The 16,930-nt window shown below is 45.3% G+C and carries 12 protein-coding genes and 1 riboswitch; of the genes, 7 read left to right on the forward strand and 5 right to left on the reverse strand.

All coding sequences use genetic code 11. The features are described from left to right. Nucleotides 1-3: 3 nt before the first annotated feature. Complete coding sequence (locus ASD40_RS07915; RefSeq protein WP_057302775.1) at nucleotides 4-897, reverse strand: hypothetical protein; 894 nt, start codon at nucleotides 895-897, stop codon at nucleotides 4-6. Continuing rightward, nucleotides 890-3,073 carry an NAD-dependent epimerase/dehydratase family protein gene (locus tag ASD40_RS07920; RefSeq protein ID WP_057302776.1) on the reverse strand — a complete coding sequence of 728 codons (2,184 nt, stop codon included), beginning with the start codon at nucleotides 3,071-3,073 and terminating at the stop codon, nucleotides 890-892. Before ASD40_RS07920 ends, ASD40_RS07915 begins: the two co-directional genes overlap by 8 nt. 233 nt (nucleotides 3,074-3,306) lie before the next feature. On the opposite strand from ASD40_RS07920, the gene ASD40_RS07925 reads away from it, so the two are divergent. Beyond that, complete coding sequence (locus ASD40_RS07925; protein WP_057302777.1) at nucleotides 3,307-4,710, forward strand: DUF4832 domain-containing protein; 1,404 nt, start codon at nucleotides 3,307-3,309, stop codon at nucleotides 4,708-4,710. 6 nt (nucleotides 4,711-4,716) lie between these two features. Here the strand turns inward: ASD40_RS07925 and ASD40_RS07930 are convergent, their stop codons facing one another. Next, on the reverse strand, nucleotides 4,717-5,256 hold the full coding sequence (locus ASD40_RS07930) for a copper amine oxidase N-terminal domain-containing protein (protein WP_057302778.1): 540 nt from the start codon (nucleotides 5,254-5,256) through the stop codon (nucleotides 4,717-4,719). A 143-nt stretch (nucleotides 5,257-5,399) separates the two neighbouring features. Continuing rightward, nucleotides 5,400-5,488, forward strand: a riboswitch (cyclic di-GMP riboswitch). Nucleotides 5,489-5,569: 81 nt separating this feature from the next. Here ASD40_RS07930 and ASD40_RS07935 point away from each other — a divergent pair. Continuing rightward, nucleotides 5,570-8,452 (forward strand): right-handed parallel beta-helix repeat-containing protein, encoded by a 2,883-nt coding sequence (locus ASD40_RS07935; RefSeq protein ID WP_057302779.1) that lies wholly within the window; start codon nucleotides 5,570-5,572, stop codon nucleotides 8,450-8,452. Between the two features lie 83 nt (nucleotides 8,453-8,535). Here the strand turns inward: ASD40_RS07935 and ASD40_RS07940 are convergent, their stop codons facing one another. Continuing rightward, nucleotides 8,536-9,612: a M42 family metallopeptidase gene (locus ASD40_RS07940; RefSeq protein ID WP_057302780.1), complete on the reverse strand. Its 1,077-nt coding sequence runs from the start codon at nucleotides 9,610-9,612 to the stop codon at nucleotides 8,536-8,538. 157 nt (nucleotides 9,613-9,769) lie between these two features. Between ASD40_RS07940 and ASD40_RS07945 the strand changes: the two genes are divergently transcribed. Together ASD40_RS07945 and ASD40_RS07950 are read left to right on the forward strand one after the other, a co-directional pair. Next, nucleotides 9,770-10,495 (forward strand): MBL fold metallo-hydrolase, encoded by a 726-nt coding sequence (locus ASD40_RS07945; RefSeq protein WP_057302781.1) that lies wholly within the window; start codon nucleotides 9,770-9,772, stop codon nucleotides 10,493-10,495. A gap of 21 nt (nucleotides 10,496-10,516) precedes the next feature. After that, nucleotides 10,517-11,086, forward strand: a complete 570-nt coding sequence (locus tag ASD40_RS07950; protein ID WP_156389932.1) for a TetR/AcrR family transcriptional regulator — start codon at nucleotides 10,517-10,519, stop codon at nucleotides 11,084-11,086. Nucleotides 11,087-11,716: 630 nt separating this feature from the next. Here the strand turns inward: ASD40_RS07950 and ASD40_RS07960 are convergent. Continuing rightward, the gene (locus ASD40_RS07960) at nucleotides 11,717-12,445 is read right to left on the reverse strand and encodes a DNA-3-methyladenine glycosylase family protein (protein ID WP_235549199.1); all 729 of its coding nucleotides are present in this window, start codon (nucleotides 12,443-12,445) and stop codon (nucleotides 11,717-11,719) included. Nucleotides 12,446-12,611: 166 nt separating this feature from the next. Between ASD40_RS07960 and ASD40_RS07965 the strand changes: the two genes are divergently transcribed. From ASD40_RS07965 to glpK, 3 genes are all read left to right on the forward strand, one after another. Then, the gene (locus tag ASD40_RS07965) at nucleotides 12,612-14,621 is read left to right on the forward strand and encodes a GTP-binding protein (RefSeq protein WP_057302783.1); all 2,010 of its coding nucleotides are present in this window, start codon (nucleotides 12,612-12,614) and stop codon (nucleotides 14,619-14,621) included. A gap of 205 nt (nucleotides 14,622-14,826) precedes the next feature. Then, entirely contained in the window at nucleotides 14,827-15,384 is a 558-nt protein-coding gene (locus ASD40_RS07970; RefSeq protein ID WP_057302834.1) for a glycerol-3-phosphate responsive antiterminator, read from the forward strand. A gap of 30 nt (nucleotides 15,385-15,414) precedes the next feature. After that, nucleotides 15,415-16,917 carry a glycerol kinase GlpK gene (glpK, locus tag ASD40_RS07975; RefSeq protein WP_057302835.1) on the forward strand — a complete coding sequence of 501 codons (1,503 nt, stop codon included), beginning with the start codon at nucleotides 15,415-15,417 and terminating at the stop codon, nucleotides 16,915-16,917. Nucleotides 16,918-16,930 lie beyond the last annotated feature (13 nt).

Raw genomic sequence — 16,930 nt, forward strand, 5'->3', positions numbered from 1 at the left:
TCTTTATACTCCTGACCAGAATCGGACAATATTCAAAGCTTGGTTCGACAAGCGAATGGGTGAATTTTTTAAGCCGTTTAAGCTGTCTTGGAACCGTTCATTATTTCTCAATGTATAATGTGTTTTCATTGAAATTAAGTACGGTGTTTCACTGTTAGGGTGTGCTTGATGAAAGCTCTCACACATACTCCTTGCTTTGTCAACATTACCTATTTCTAGGTCACATTCAATCTTATCGACAAAATAGGCTTCCTCTTCTGTATAAATAGAAAGCAGACTTTCTAACACTTGAGAATAAGTGTGCTTAGTCTTTATGACTGTCCGTTCATCCAAAAAGCCACTTGTAAGATAGTTCTTAAGTACGTTTACATAAGGAATTAATGTTTCTAAGTCAAATTTGTTTTCTTCGTATTTGACTGAGAATTTCTGTTTAGTAAGCATAAGCTTGCGCTTAATTTCCAATACGGCTGTAGCCGCGTAATGTGAGGTTTCTGTATCTTCGTTTTCTAATGCTTTTTGGAGAATGCCGATATATTCAATCGAGTCATTCTTTAAAGCGTCGATCAGCATACGACGCTTTGTAGTTGTATCATTGAGTAACAAGGCTTCTTCAATAGGAACGATATTAATCTCTTTTTTTATGTCAATGCGGTTATAAATACCGAGAGTTGAGGTTTGAGCAGAGATATCCTCGTCCGAGTAAGAGCTAAACGAATCTTGTGATTTTCTTTGTAATGTCCATGAAGAAAAGGCAAGCATTAGAGCTCCTGCAAAGGGTAGCAAGATAATGATAGCAAGATGTGTTATTGCCCGCTCTCTAGTATAGTTTTTAATATATTTAATGATGTAAGTCACGACGATGAGTAAATAAATGCACAAAATGATGAGTTCAAGCATAAAGTAACTCCTCTTTCACGATGATAGGAATAATGCCTGATTTCGTTATTCGCTCAGTAACAATGGCAGCATCTTGTTTCTCTGAGTTCGAAAGAATGATGTAGTATCTGCCGTCTGGACCTTTTCCTATAACATCCGTTTCACGCAAGAATGAGCTTACTTTATTGGATAATTCCTCGATTTGAATGTCTGAATTGGAAATGACAAGCAGTGTAAATTCAATATTCAACTTAATTTTTGTTTGTTTTTTGCTATCTAGAACGGTTAAGAAGGACTCTTCGTTCAATACATCCGTTCCCTCGATGTAGCGCTCGCTTTGTGTTGCTTCCAGATAACGATGAGCTTTGAATAACGAAGAAGAGATCAGTTCTACAGCAACTTTAAATAGATTTTGATAGTATAGCGTGAAATTCTCAAACGGCAGATGATGTAAGCTGACGACAGCGATGATTCGATTGTTATACATAATTGGGGCTGAAAGAACAGGGATTGCTTGATCTAACGCTTTATTAATATATAAACTCTGGCTGTCAATTAACTGTTGTAGATGTGGAAAATCTGACACTTTCAAAGATTTAGGCAATTGCATCTCAGTAACTTTCGATTTGGCAGTTAAACGCAGGAAATTACCATATTTGTTAATGGAGTAGATGGAGATCGATTTAGATCTCATAATTTGTTCTAGGACACTAATAGCCGCGTTGAAAATTAATTCCGGCTCTAAGCTATCTAGCTCTTTTGTAATATTATAAATTTTGCCGAAGCTATCTTCCGTATTCATAATTTGACTTTGTAATTCTTCTTTAACAAGTCGAGTGTCATTATAAATTTCACTTAGAAACTCATTTCTTTCTTCACTTGCAACTGCTTCGATTTTAGCTGTTTTAATCTCACTATTTTTACGATCCACGGTATACCCGACAACGATACCAATGAAGAGGTAAGCAGCTAGAGTTACCATACTTTGGGAATCGTAAATAAAGGAAATTAAGTCCCGTCCATTATAGAGACTCATCCCAAGGAAAAGAAGAGAAGACAAGGCAAAGGAAAGAATAGACTGTCTAGTGCCATAGAGCATACTGATGACGAGAATGTAAATCAGCTTGTAATCCAATTGATAACTTTGAATATCGGATTGTGTTCCTATTGTTAAAGCAGTTACGATACCGAAGGCGACAAAATTCTCGATGTAGGGGAGAGCTGGTTTAAGGAAGGAAAATAATCGTCTGGACGATTTTTCCTTCTTCTCTCGTGGGGGTTTTTGTTGCTGAGTAGCAAACCATTCATAAGTTTTGGTCAATCCCTCTTTGAGACTATACATTGGCACCCAATCGAGTTGACGTTTGACCTTCGTATTATCTAAGCTCGAGCGATAGATATCCCCTTTACGTGCTTCGCGGTAAACAACACCTTTAATTGGGTGAAGTTCTTTAAAAATGCCAAGCAGTTCGTTCACACTTTTCTCCGTATTTGTAGATAGGTTAAGAACTTCTTTATATTCCGCATCTACTCCTCGATAGATAGCGTCAGCGACATCTTCTACATAAATGAAATCACGGGTCTGATTACCATCGCCAAAGACGGTAAGCTCTTGATCTTTAAACATACGTTCTAGATAAATAGAAACGACGCCACCTTCTCCGATGGTACCTTGCCTAGGACCATATACATTAGAAAACCGGAAACAGAGGGTATCCAAGCCATATAACTCTGTGAACTTCTTACAATAATACTCACCAAGCCATTTGTTCATCCCATAAGGAGAAAGTGGATTGCAATCCGCTTCTTCATTAATTGGCGTATGTTCATTCATGCCATAAACAGCAGCAGATGAGGCAAATATAAACTTTTTCACGCCATATTTAGCTGAAAGGTTCAACATATTGTTTAAGCCAAGAATATTTGATTTGGCATCCAGAAAGGGATTCTCTAAAGATGTAGCAACGTTGATTTGTGCAGCTAGATGAACAACAACATCAAACTTATGACTATTAAAAACCTCTACACATTTTGAACTCTCAACATTTAATGAATATAATTTATAAGGTGTACTCAAGTTCTCAGGATTTCCTGAGGATAGATTATCTATGATGAAAATTTGATGCCCTTCTTTGTAGAAGCGCTCGGCGACATGGGATCCAATAAAACCTAGACCGCCTGTAATTAATACTCGCATTTGTAAACACCCCATAATTTCCATTTTTAATATTTAGACCCATAAAAGTAGTTCTAAAAGACTATTCTATGCTGTTTTACGACGAAAAACAACATAAATATACAAACTTTGTTGAATCTTTAGATTGATTTTTACAAATAGTTAATATTTTGCGAACTAGCGTGATATATCTCGCTAATTGGTTGATTTTAGAGTAGAATACTGTCCAAATAACTGGTTGAAAGGCGATATTAATGAAGCGCAAATATAAAGTTATAGGAATTTTGACAGCCCTATCCTTGATGACAGTATCAATCACCCTTGTGAGTGCAGAAGTTAAAAAGAGAGAGACAATTAAGTTTTCGCCTACAGAGATAGGCAGTGTTTTAAACAATCCCTACATGGGATTTGCTCCTGATGCACGCTGGGGTCCTTATCAAGAGCCTCATCGCCTTGTTTTCTTTGACTTTACTTGGAGGGAATTAGAGGCTGCAAAAGGAATATATGCATTCGACAAGCTAGAGGAAAAGAATCAATTTAAGCGTTGGAAGAGTGAGAATGTAAAGATTATCTTCCGCCTAATTTTGGATGATACTTCGGATACTAGTCATATGGATATTCCAGATTGGTTGTACGAGGAAATTGGGGAAGAAGGCTCCTGGTATAACACAAGTTATGGAAAGGGTTTTAGTCCTAATTATGAGAACAAAAAGCTAATAGAGGAACATCGGAAGCTGATCCAAAAATTGGGTGAGAGATACAACCATGATGCTCGAATTGCTTTCGTTGAGGTAGGCAGTGTAGGACATTGGGGAGAGTGGCACACAAAAAGTGGACAAGGTGGAGTTTCAGAACCATTTCCTAAAGCAGCTGTTACCGATCAGTACGTAGAGGCATATCTAGGGGAGTTTCCGGACAAACCTCTGCTGATGAGAAGGCCGCATGAAATAGCAAAATCGAATCATTTGGGTCTATTTAATGATGTGTTTGGAGATAAACAGGAGACCATGAGTGGTTTTATCAATTGGATTCATAACGGGTATACATCGTGGCTAACGGAAGAGAAAATGCCAGCTATGCCGGAACATTGGATATATGCACCGAGCGGCGGAGAGTTTGCATACTCCGAAGACGAGAATAAATATATAGCCAACAATGCAATCGATGAAACCATTGCACAGGCAAGGGAGAGCCATACCACATGGCTAGGTCCCAATTTACCATCATTTAAATCATATAAGGGTAAGTATCAAGGGAATGTAGAACGCCTTTTGAATACAATGGGGTATCGATATGTTCTCAAGACAGAGACGCATCAAACAAAGGTAAAGCCAAACGAGAAGCTTGTTGTGAATATGGTTATGGAGAATAAAGGAGTTGCACCCTTCTATTTCAATTGGCCACTCGAACTATCACTGGCAGATGCAGAAGGAAAGATAGTTCACCGCGAAAGCGTCCAAGTTGATATTCGCAGATGGTTGCCTGGCATACAAAAGTCCACTTTAAGTTTAAAGATCCCTGCAACGATACCAATAGGTAAATATACATTATGCGTTGGCATCATTGATCCTGAAAGCGGCAATCCCGGCATTGAGCTAGCGATTCAAGGGAAGCGGGAGGATGGACGTTATTCTTTGGGGATAGTAAATGTACAATAAGCACTCTTAATAGGTGAGGTCAATTTGAAATTGAACATATTTATAATTGCTTAGATCGTCAGTTGTGACAAGGTTAGCTACCTTAGTCTCGCCTTGCTTCAGGTCGAACAGGTAGCCGTCAGAGGTACCAAGCAATCGTTCCTTTTGATCAAAAAAGCTAGCCTTAAAGTGAAGACCGCGGTAATTAACGTCTTCCCCATTCCAAACATCGGTGGTAATTTCCCAACCAAATTCTTTATTTACTAAGGACAGATTGGAAAAGGTAATACCGTTTTCTTTATATACCGTAGAAGCATCAGTTAGCATACGACGATGTGAAATGATATTAATTGTACGTGTTTTATTATCCCATTCGACATTAGCGCCGAACATTTCTGCTATAGAACGTAAAGGGACATAGCTGCTATCATCTATAAGTTCAACGCTGGAATCTACCGATTTCCCGTCGACAATAATACGAATATCGGAGACGGCATGAACACCAATTGTAGTTCCTAACCCAATTGCAAGAACAAGTATACATGAAAAAACGACCTTCCTTTTCAATGCAAAAACTCCTTTATTTTACTGGTGATTTTTAATCTAATTTAAATAAGCCTATCATTTGGGAGTAAAAACTACAAATTTTTTAATAATAGGCATTTAGAACTATAGAATTGTCGACCTTTTTTGATTAATGTGAATTTATAAAACCGAAAAGGCATACCTTGGGAAATCAAGGGGCGCAAAACTATAGGGGCTTCCTCTTCCGATGAAGAGTTGCCAGCCAGTTGCCGAAGCTGACGAATTCGTGGACCTTGCGGATACCGTACTTCGGTATCCTATTTCTTTTTATAATAAAGAATGAGGTGTTGACGATATGGATGTAATGAAAAGAAGTAAATTTGGTTTTCTAACGTCAAGTGTATCTATAATACTGGTAAGTATGATGATCTGGGTGCTGTTTGCAACTGGCTTTTCCGCTACTCCAGTTCAAGCTGCAGGTGGAAACACTTATTATGTATCCACTTCAGGGAATGACAGTAATGCGGGTACATTAACTGCTCCGTGGAAAACCATTCAGAAAGCAGCAAATGTACTTATTCCAGGAGATACTGTATACGTTAGAGGCGGCACATATCGGGAGCTAGTCACGATTCAAGTATCAGGTTCCGCAAGCGGAGGCTACATTCAATTTCTGAATTACGCCGGGGAAACTCCTATTATTGATGGTACAGGCTTAACACTAACTAGCTCCAATCAGTCGTTGTTTTATTTGTCAAAATCGAGTTATATCAAAATCGTTGGTTTCGAGCTAGCGAATCTAGTCGCTTCCAGTAGTTCCTCAGACCCGGCAGCAATTCGAGTAACAAACGGAAGTACAAACATTCAAATTCTAAATAATAACATCCATGATATTAAGAATACGGCCAGCAGCGGTAATGCACATGGTATACATGTACTGGGAAATACTACAACGGCAATAACTAGCCTTACGATAAGCGGTAATGATATACATGATCTTGTCACGGGTTGGAGTGAATCCTTGACGTTAAGCGGAAATATTGATGGTTTTGAAATTACGCACAACAAAGTTCATGACAATAATAATATTGGTATTGAGTTAGCGGGATTTTACGGGGCGTGTGCCAGTTCGTGTGTGGATCAAACACGCAATGGAAGAGTTGCCGAAAATACCGTCTATCATATTGATTCTTCCATAAACCCTGCGTACCGAGGTGTACACGCTGCTGGAGGCATTTATGCAGACGGTGCGACGAATATCGTAATAGAAAAGAATCATGTGTATGGCAATGATTTTGGGATCGAACTTGCAAGTGAGAATGCAGGTAAGATGACAAGCGCTATTAAAGTGCAAAATAACTTGATTCACCATAATTATGGAGCAGGTTTAATTATGGGTGGTTCTTCTTCTAGTAGAGGCGGGGCAAGTAATAATATCATAGTAAATAATACCTTTGTAGAAAACGATACCCTCGTACAAGGGTATGGAGATATAGGTTTTCAATGGAATATGGTAAACAACAGTATAAAAAACAATATCATTTACAGCCAATCGCAAAAAACCATGATAAGCAAGACAAACACAAGCGGCTCAGCAAATGTCCTGGATTATAACTTATTCTATACAACTAGCGGAATGGATAAGGGTGTATGGAAATGGCAAGGTATCACCTATACAACGTGGAATTCGTATAAGACTGCCACAGGTAATGATGCTAATTCCGTATTTGATGACCCTAAATTTGTAGACAAGGCTACGAATAATTTTAACTTGCAGGAGGGCTCTCCAGCTATTGATAAAGGATTTGCTGGAGCTTTCCCCAATGCAACTGATGATTTCGCAGGATCAGCTAGAATACAAGGTGCTACCATCGACATTGGTTCTCATGAGTTTACTGCACGATTAATACCTGCGAATCCGGTACCGAGCTCATCGTTAGTTATAGATGGGAATTCAACAGATTGGGATGCGATGCCTCTTCTAAGCAAGGGTACTTCCAACGCGATGGTGCTAAAAGCAAAAATTGATAACTCCAGCTTGAACTTGCTCGCTCAATGGAGCGGCACAGCTACCAAACACCAAATCTATTTAAACACGGATAAGAATTCAACTACTGGATTTATTACTTCCAATTGGAGCTCGAGCGGAGCCGACTACTTATTGGAAAATGGTTCATTATATCGTTACAGCGGAACAGGCGGAACCAATTGGTCGTGGACGAAGGTAGCTAATTTTCAAGATACGAAAAATTACATTGCAACAAATGGCGTTCTTGAAGTTTCGATTCCATTAGTTAGTTTAGCTGTAGCAGATGGAAATGCTATTCAAGTGGGATACATCTTGAACGATTCAAAGATGGATAAACTCCCGCAGACAGGAACGCTTATCACGATAAGTAGTAGTGAACAAATACCAGTATCGACACCAGTACCAACACCAGTACCAACACCAGTACCGACACCAGTACCAACACCAGTACCAACACCAGTACCAACACCAGTACCGACACCAGTACCAACACCGGTACCAACACCAGTACCAACACCGGTACCAACACCAGTACCAACACCAGTACCAACACCAGTGCCGACACCGGTACCAACACCAGTGCCAACACCAGTACCAACGCCAGTGCCAACACCAGTGCCAACACCGATACCGACACCAGCGCCAACACCGATACCGACACCAGCGCCAACACCGGTACCAACACCAGTGCCAACACCGGTACCAACACCAGTGCCAACACCGGTGCCAACACAAGCCGTTATAACTGTTAATGGGAGTGACAGTGATTGGAGCAATGTAGAAGTATTAAGCTCTGGAAGCTCAAAAGTCAAAGTTTTGAAGGCTTCAAACAATTCGACGAATTTTTACCTGCTTGTTCAGGGGAGTAGCTTAACAAGTAAAAGTCAAATTTATATAAATGCAGACAACAATGCAACCAGTGGCTTTTCTGCGAAAAACTGGAGCTCAAGCGGAGCTGATTATATGGTAGAAAACGGAAGTTTATATCGATATAGTGGAAATGGTTCAACTTGGTCATGGACTAAAGTTACTAGCTTCGTTAGCAAAACGAATTATGCCGTAAACGATACGGTAATTGAGATTGCCATTCCTCTGAATGAATTGGGCATAAGCATTGGAAATACGATTAGTCTTGGGTTCCTTTGGAGTGATTCAACAAGCAATCAGTTGCCAGCAACTGGAAGTATGTCGACGTATGTATTGAAATAAGCGAAATAGAAAAAGAAACTGCTCCATGTCTAAAATGACGGGGCAGTTTCTTTTTTAATTATTACATAAGCTAAACGAAACGATCACGCTTGCGCATGGATCGTGTTCAGCGTCGTACGGTCACTCGCCTGTACGAGCTTGATGAGCAGTTCCTTCGCGGCGGCGTAGTCATCCACGTGAAGAATGGACGCGGATGTATGAATATAACGCGCGCAAACACCGATGACGGCAGAGGGAATGCCGCTGCCTTGCACGTGCACCTGTCCGGCGTCTGTCCCACCCGCCGAGATGAAGTACTGATACGGAATCTTGTGCGTCTCCGCCGTATCGAGGATAAACTCGACCATCCCGCGGTGGGTGATCATCGTGGGATCAAAGATACGCAGCAGCGCACCGCGCCCTAGCTGCCCAAAAGCATTGCGGTCGCCGGTCATATCCCCGGCGGCGCTGGCATCCAGCGCGTAGAACAAGTCCGGCTGGATGAGATTCGCAGCCGTGCGTCCGCCGCGCACGCCAACTTCTTCCTGTACGGTGGCACCGGCGTACAGGACATTCGGGAGCTTCGGCCCGCCGTGAAGCTCCTTCAAGAGCTCAATCGCCAAGCCGACGCCGTAGCGATTGTCCCAAGCCTTGGCCATAATCCGCTTCGGATTGGCCAGGGGTGTGAACGGGCAGATGGGAACAATCTGCTGCCCGAGACGAATGCCGATGCGCTGTGCATCGGCTTTATCTTCAGCGCCGATGTCCACATACATCGTCTTGATGTCTGCGGGCTTGCTGCGTGACGCTTCGTCCAGCAAGTGCACGGGCACCGAGCCGATCACGCCGATGATCGGCCCTTGATCTGTCATAATCTGCACGCGCTGCGCGGGCAGTACTTGACTGAACCAGCCGCCGAGCGGCTGGAATTTGATTGTGCCATGCTCCGTGATGCCGGTCACAAGGAAGCCGACCTCGTCGAAATGGCCGGCCACCATGATCTTAGGACCTGTCTCATCGCCGCGCAGGACACCGAACAAGCTGCCGAGTCCGTCCTGAACGAACTCGTCTGTATATTTCTCCAATTCACCGCGAACAAACTTGCGGATTTCTCGTTCAAAACCGGGTGCTGCTTGCATTTCAGTCAGCGTCCGAAAAAGCTCTAACGTTTCTGTATTCATGTGGGGTTCCTCACTTTATCGAAATAGGCTCTAGTACAAATCTGAGATCTATTTTACCATAATGGAGAAAAAAATGGATTTAGGGCAATTCCCCTCTTTACAAAACTAATATCATTAGTTATTATACTAATATAAATAGTAAACGGGAGGCGTTATTATGAAAATGACACGTATCGGTTCTTTGTATCAACTGGCTTTTATGCCAAGATTTTTTCCGGTGAATTGTTATTTAGTGGAGGAAGAGAATGAATTAACGCTAATTGACGCGGCGCTGCCGTTCAGTGTCAAAGGGATTCTTCAAGCAGCAGAACAGATTGGAAAACCGCTCACTCGCATCGTCCTTACACATGCACATGGAGACCATATTGGGGCACTTGACGGTTTGAAAAAGGCGCTGCCGAATGTTAAGGTCTATATCTCAAGAAGAGATGCCAAGCTGCTGACGGGCAGCAAAGAATTAGAAGCTGGCGAACCGAATTCGCCGATTAAGGGAGATGTTCCTAAGTCTGTACAGACGAAGCCGGATGTACTTCTAGAGGATGGTGACCGCGTAGGATCGCTGCAAGCTGTATCAGCTCCTGGGCATACGCCAGGGATGATGGCTTTCCTAGATGTGCGCACTCGGGCATTGATTGCTGGGGACGCTTTTCAAGTTCGCGGCGGCGCAGCGGTCTCTGGTGTTATGAAATTCTGGTTTCCGTTCCCAGCCATGGCGACGTGGAATAAAGAAGTGTCGCTTGCGAGCGCGCGCAAGCTGAGACAGCTAGAGCCAAGCCTTTTGGCCGTCGGACACGGACGAATGATTGAGCAGCCGATTCCAACCATGGATCGCATTATAGAAGAAGCAACCAAAAAGTTTCATACAGATGCAGCAACAATTTAGAGACAGAGAAGAGGAACTTCCGTGGCATACAGACAGGGATTAGACGCAGAGACTGTGCTTCAAGCAGCAATTGAAATGGCCGATTTACAAGGTGTTGAGCAGCTGACACTAGCCGCATTAGCTGCTAAATTGAACGTGAAAACACCGTCACTATACAATCATATTAAAGGCTTTCCTGATCTCAGAAAGCAGCTTTCCCGTCGCGGCCTTGTACTGATTAAAGAAGCGATGGTCGAGGCTGTAATTGGCAAAGCCGAAGATGACGCGCTGCTGGCAGCAGGCTTCGCTTACGTCATGTTCGCTAGGAAACAGCCGGGATTATACGAGGCAATCTCCTCATTGCCTGACTACGAGGATCCTGAGTTGAAAGAGGCAGGAAGCCAAGTTGTGCTTTTCTTGCTGCGCATTTTAGAGCCATATGGACTCAGTGAAGAAGATGCACTGCATGTGGTACGCGGATTTCGGAGCATGGTGCATGGCTTTGCCTCACTCGAGCATAGAAACGGTTTTCGAATGGAGCTGGAAAAAGACGAAAGCCTGCGGCGCTTGCTTCAAACGTATTTAAGAGGATTGCGAATAGCGGTAAAATGAGAATAAGCGCGAGGGGCTGGCTGGCCTTTTGCGCTTTTTTAGATTGTATGTTTTCGAATAGGGGATAAACGAAGGTTAAGGTCCTATTTAGCTTGGTTAGCTATTGTGTTGTTGTAATTGAAATCCCCGAGAAACATGATAGTTCAAGTTGTATTTTGTACAACAATACACCTGCCTTACGCGGGAGCAGCCTGTCATTGTTGTATTTCGTACAACAATTTGCTCTTAAAACGATTATTTCTGAGCAATCCGCACCAAAATATTGTACGCCGTACAACAAAAAGCCAATTTGTCCAAAGAACCCACCGAATTGTTGCACAAAATACAATAATTCGGTGGGTAAAGGATGTACACGCACCACCAACACGATAATCCAAGTTGTTATTTGTGCAACAATAGAACTGCCTTTTGTTAGAGTAGTCTGCCATTGTTGTATTTCGTATATTTCGTATAACAATTTGATCTTAAAGCGCATATTTCCTTGAATCAACTAAAGGGTGATGAGCTGTTCAACGTTCAATTGCATTTGGTGCAACAAAATAGTGGGAGCAAAGTATATATTTTGCTGATCAAACTATTTGTATGGGGCGTAACTTATTTTGACAAACTCATTCATCGAAAAGAAACGGCTTAAGCCAAATATCCTTGCTCCAAGTTGGGTTTCGTGCAAGCCTCCACTTGTAGGCCTGAATCCACAAACCCCATATCAATCGCACGCCATAAATATAACGAGGCAAAGCTGCGATAAGGCGCCCAGCTCGGTGCAACTTCGCCTAGATAGTTACCGTCTTTGCGATCGGCAAGGGTGTGCAGCCATTTGGCCGCACGCTGGAGGCCAGCATCGCCAATCGACATGACATCGGGTCTGCCTAATGTGAAAATGAGGAACATTTCCGCTGTCCAGGCGCCGATGCCTTTGACACTTGTGAGCTGTTTGAGCAGCTCTGTGTTTTCTAAATCCTGCAGCTTGTCGAGTGCCACCTCGCCGGTTATCACCTTTGTGCTGAGGTCACGGATGTAACGGATTTTGGGATAGGAGACCCCGCATTGCCTGATGGCCTCCTCTTCCACAGCGAGCACAAGCTCAGGCGTGACGTTCGGTATAACGAGCTGCACTCTGGCTTTAATCGTTGCAGCCGCTTTGGCAGAGAGTTGTTGGGAAATAATCGACATGACGAGCGACTCAAAGGGTTTGTAGCTGGGCGTGAGTGTAAGATCACCGATCAGTTCAATGAGACTGGCTAGTTTGCTGTCTGCTTGGGACAAGGCTGTTATCGCAGGATGCATTTTATTCAATAGTATGATAGATACCTCAGGTTGGATAGACTGGCTTGACTGCTCGAATTCCGTAGTTTCCATGACGTGAAAACCTCCTAGGTTTAGTATTTCCATCATAATGGTCAACAGGCTATTAGGCCTAGTAAAATTTGTGAAACAATTTATTACTGATAGACAAGCTTATCCAATTGTACGCACTTTTAGTATAATGAAGATAAGATAGTAATAGAAGGGGATCCGGGCTCTGATGAGGGATGATAATCAAGCAATATCCAGAAGAAATGTGGGCATTTTTGCGCACGTGGATGCGGGTAAGACGACAACGACAGAGCATATTCTTTATCATAGCGGGCGAATTCGCTCGTTGGGTAGTGTAGATAACGGGACAGCGCAGACGGATTCTATGGATGTGGAAAGGGAGCGGGGGATATCGGTTCGCAGCGCGACGACCTCTTTTTCATGGAAGGATACGTTGATTAACCTTGTGGATACACCAGGTCACGTCGATTTCTTGTCGGAAGTGGAGCGTTCACTTCGGGTAATGGACGGGGCTATTCTTATTGTTTCAGCGGTGGAAGGGGTGCAGTCACAGACGGAAATGATCTGGCACACACTGCAATCCCTCAAGATACCAACCTTGCTGTATATGAATAAAATGGACCGCGTCGGCGCGGATCCCGAGCGCGTGCTGCGCGATATTCACAAGCAGCTCACGGAGATGGCGGTGCCGATCTATGCACCGCTTGGTCAAGAGGACACGTTCCGCGGTGCGGCGAACGTGCTCTCGGATGACTCGGCGGATGCGGTCGCCGCGGATGGGGTGCGCGGATTCGACTTGGCATCCGCGGTGGAGAAGCTATCGGAGCTCGACGAGCGCATGCTCACGAGCTACATCGAAGGCGCGCCGGTCGAGGCACGCGAGGTGAAGGCAGCCCTGCAGCGATATGCGCGGCAGGGGGAGGCTTTTCCTTTGCTGGTGGGAGCCTCCAGCAAAGGGCTTGGTATCAAGGAGCTGATGGAAGCGATCCTTGATTATTTGCCTGGGCCGAGCGGCTCTGCGGAGCAGCCGCTTTCGGCCGTGGTGTTCAGGGTCGAGCGGGACAAGACCATGGGGAGAATGGCATACGTCCGCCTCTATGAGGGGACGATACGCAACCGGGACACCGTCGTCAATGTCACGCAGGGCGTGGAGGAGAAGGTGACCCAGATTCGCAAAATCGACGGCCGTAAAGCCGAAGATATCGGGTTTGTCATGGCCGGCGATATTGCAGCCGTCTGCGGCCTGACACAGGTGCGGATCGGCGATGTGCTGGGCCGAGCAGACAGCGTGCCGCCTGCGCCGCAGATGGCGGTTCCGCTCTTGACTGTGCAGGTTCACGCCGAGGGCGAGGCGCAGTATCCGGCGCTTGTCGTAGCGCTGCAGGAGCTGACGGACGAGGATCCGCTGCTCGATCTGCAGTGGCTGCAGGAGGAGCGCGAGCTGCATGTGAAAGTCATGGGCGCGATTCAGCTCGAGATTCTCACGAGTCTCTTGAGCTCGCGCTTTGGGCTCCGAGTAAGGTTCGACCAACCTTCCGTGATCTATAAAGAAACACCTTCGAAAGTGGGCGAAGGCTTCATTGCCTATACGATGCCCAAGCCGTGCTGGGCGATCTTACGCTTTCGTATCGAGCCTGGGGCGCCGGGCAGCGGGCTCGTGTATGAGTCGTTGGTACGCGGCGAGCATCTGCTCGTGCAGTACCAGAACGAGGTGGAGCGCCGTGTACCGGAGGCGCTCCAGCAAGGGCTGCTCGGTTGGGAAGTCACCGACCTCAAGGTGACTCTCGTCGAAGGCGAGCATCATGTATGGCACACTCACCCGCTCGACTTCGCTGTCGCTACGCCGATGGGCATCATGCAAGGTCTTGCGCAGACGGGCACGACACTGCTCGAACCGATGCTGCAGGTTCGCATTACCGTGCCTGAGGAGTTCGGGGGCAAGGTGCTCAGCGACCTTGTGCAGATGAGAGCGGCTTTTGATCCGCCGCAAATGACAGGAGGCAGATTCGTAGTCGAGGGTCGTCTGCCCGTGGCTACGTCACTGGAATATCCAGTGAAGCTGAGTGCAATGTCAGGCGGACGAGGTGTGATAACTTCCTCATTCGCAGGCTATCAGCCAAGTCCGCCGGACGTTCATGCGGAGCGTAAGCGGCGTGGAGTCAATCCGCTGGATCAATCGAAGTATATTTTAGCTGTGCGTAAGGCATTGTCGACCTAAATTAGCTGGATGATCATTGTCATTGACATGATGTACTTGCCTCAGTACAATGAAGGTAAGTTAATAACATGTGACGGAGACAGGAGACTCACTTGGATTGCCCATTGAATATCATTGGCAATACTTGGTGAGTTTTTTTGTTGTCATTCCGCTCATTCTGGGATAGGGACAGATGTTCATTTTTAAAGAAACGGGGGCGAAAGTTATGTCTTTGGAAGAGCAGTGTATTTTACCGGCCATTCGCAAAATGAGAGACCTAGAGAAGCTATTTAAATCTAATTATACGTATATAGTTCTGTTGGATTGTCATATTGGGCAGTTGAAAAGCATTGTGGATCTGGGCAGAGAAAATGGAAAGAAGCTGCTGCTGCACGCTGACTTAATAGAAGGGCTCAAAAACGACGATTATGCGGCGGAATTTCTGTGTCAGAGTATTCGTCCTGCTGGTATCATTTCGACACGGGGAAATGTGATTATGAAGACGAAACAGAATGGCCTGATCGCCATTCAGCGGCTTTTTCTCCTAGACAGCAGTGCCTTGGATAAAAGCTACACGCTTTTGGAGAGGACAAAACCTGATTTCATTGAGGTACTTCCCGGTATTATTCCGCACATTATCACGGAAGTGAAGGAGCGTTCGGGCATTCCTATTTTTGCAGGAGGACTCATTCGTACGGTGGAGGATGTGGAGCTTGCGTTAGGAGCTGGAGCAACGGCAGTTACTACGTCGAATACGGAGCTGTGGCAGCATTATCATCAATGATCCTGAACATGTGGAGGTAAGGCAATGGCAATGACGGGGACAAATCCTTCTTATATTCTTTCCCTTGATCAGGGGACAACAAGTTCTAGAGCTATTTTATTTAATCAAAAAGGGAGTATTGTGCATGTCGCCCAGAAGGAATTTAAGCAGTATTTTCCGAAGCCGGGTTGGGTGGAGCATGATGCGAACGAAATTTGGCTGTCGATTCAGGGCGTCATTGCGGCGGCTCTATCGGAGTCTGGGGTGCAGCCTGCGGAGATCGCGGGAATTGGCATCACCAACCAACGGGAAACTGCGGTTGTCTGGGATCGGCACACAGGGATGCCTGTGTATCATGCGATTGTTTGGCAGTCGAGACAGACGGCAGATATTTGTGAAACACTGAAAGCGCAGGGGCTTAGCGACCTGTTTCGGCAGCGTACGGGGCTGCTGATTGATGCCTATTTTTCGGGGACCAAAATCAAGTGGATTCTCGATCATGTTGACGGTGCCAGAGAGAAGGCGGAACGCGGGGATTTGCTTTTTGGCACGATGGATACATGGCTGATCTGGAAGCTGACAGGCGGGAAAGCGCATGTGACGGACTATTCGAACGCTTCGCGCACGCTCATCTATAACATTCACGAGCTAAAGTGGGATGAAGAGCTGCTGGGGCATTTGGACATTCCAGCTTCCATGCTGCCGGAGGTTCGCTCCTCTTCTGAGGTGTATGGTTATACGCAGGAAAGCTTCTTTTTCGGTTCGGCGATTCCAATTGCGGGTGCGGCAGGGGATCAGCAGGCGGCTCTGTTCGGGCAAGCTTGTTTTGAAAAAGGGATGGCCAAAAATACGTATGGCACCGGATGTTTTATGCTGATGAACACGGGTAATCACGCGATTCCATCGCGCAGCGGACTTTTGACCACTATTGCTTGGGGATTGAACGGGAAAGTGGAGTACGCGCTGGAAGGCAGTATTTTCGTGGCAGGATCGGCGATTCAGTGGCTGCGGGACGGGCTGCGGATGATTAAATCGGCGAAGGATAGTGAAGAGTACGCGAGGCGTGTTGTATCAACAGATGGTGTGTATGTGGTACCGGCTTTTGTCGGACTAGGTACGCCATATTGGGACAGCGACGTTCGGGGCGCGGTATTCGGGCTCACTCGGGGGACGTCGAAGGAGCATTTCATTCGGGCAACGCTCGAATCGCTCGCGTATCAGACCAAGGATGTGCTGCAAGCGATGGAGGACGATTCCGGCATTCAGCTCACGAAGCTGCGAGTGGATGGTGGTGCTGTGAAGAACGACTTCCTTATGCAGTTCCAAAGCGACATGCTGGGTGTCACGGTAGAACGTCCGATGATTAGTGAGACGACAGCGCTTGGCGCGGCTTTTCTAGCGGGTCTGGCTGTTGGTTTTTGGAAGGATCAAGCGGAGATTGCGGAGCAGTGGCAGGTGGATAAGGCTTTTGAACGGGAAATGGAAGCTGAACTTCAAGAGAGTTTGTATAACGGTTGGAAAAAAGCAGTAAATGCCGCAATGGCTTTTAAATAAGCGTGAGCAATGA

It is taken from the genome of Paenibacillus sp. Root444D2, from assembly GCF_001426375.1.
GTDB lineage: Bacteria > Bacillota > Bacilli > Paenibacillales > NBRC-103111 > Paenibacillus_E.

Bases quoted from the DNA above. Each gene is read 5' to 3' on its own strand.
- ASD40_RS07915 (WP_057302775.1), bottom strand. From the start codon at position 897: ATGCTTGAACTCATCATTTTGTGCATTTATTTACTCATCGTCGTGACT.
- ASD40_RS07920 (WP_057302776.1), bottom strand. From the start codon at position 3,073: ATGCGAGTATTAATTACAGGCGGTCTAGGTTTTATTGGATCCCATGTC.
- ASD40_RS07925 (WP_057302777.1), top strand. From the start codon at position 3,307: ATGAAGCGCAAATATAAAGTTATAGGAATTTTGACAGCCCTATCCTTG.
- ASD40_RS07935 (WP_057302779.1), top strand. From the start codon at position 5,570: ATGGATGTAATGAAAAGAAGTAAATTTGGTTTTCTAACGTCAAGTGTA.
- ASD40_RS07940 (WP_057302780.1), bottom strand. From the start codon at position 9,612: ATGAATACAGAAACGTTAGAGCTTTTTCGGACGCTGACTGAAATGCAA.
- ASD40_RS07945 (WP_057302781.1), top strand. From the start codon at position 9,770: ATGAAAATGACACGTATCGGTTCTTTGTATCAACTGGCTTTTATGCCA.
- ASD40_RS07960 (WP_235549199.1), bottom strand. From the start codon at position 12,445: ATGGAAACTACGGAATTCGAGCAGTCAAGCCAGTCTATCCAACCTGAG.
- ASD40_RS07965 (WP_057302783.1), top strand. From the start codon at position 12,612: ATGAGGGATGATAATCAAGCAATATCCAGAAGAAATGTGGGCATTTTT.
- ASD40_RS07970 (WP_057302834.1), top strand. From the start codon at position 14,827: ATGTCTTTGGAAGAGCAGTGTATTTTACCGGCCATTCGCAAAATGAGA.
- glpK (WP_057302835.1), top strand. From the start codon at position 15,415: ATGACGGGGACAAATCCTTCTTATATTCTTTCCCTTGATCAGGGGACA.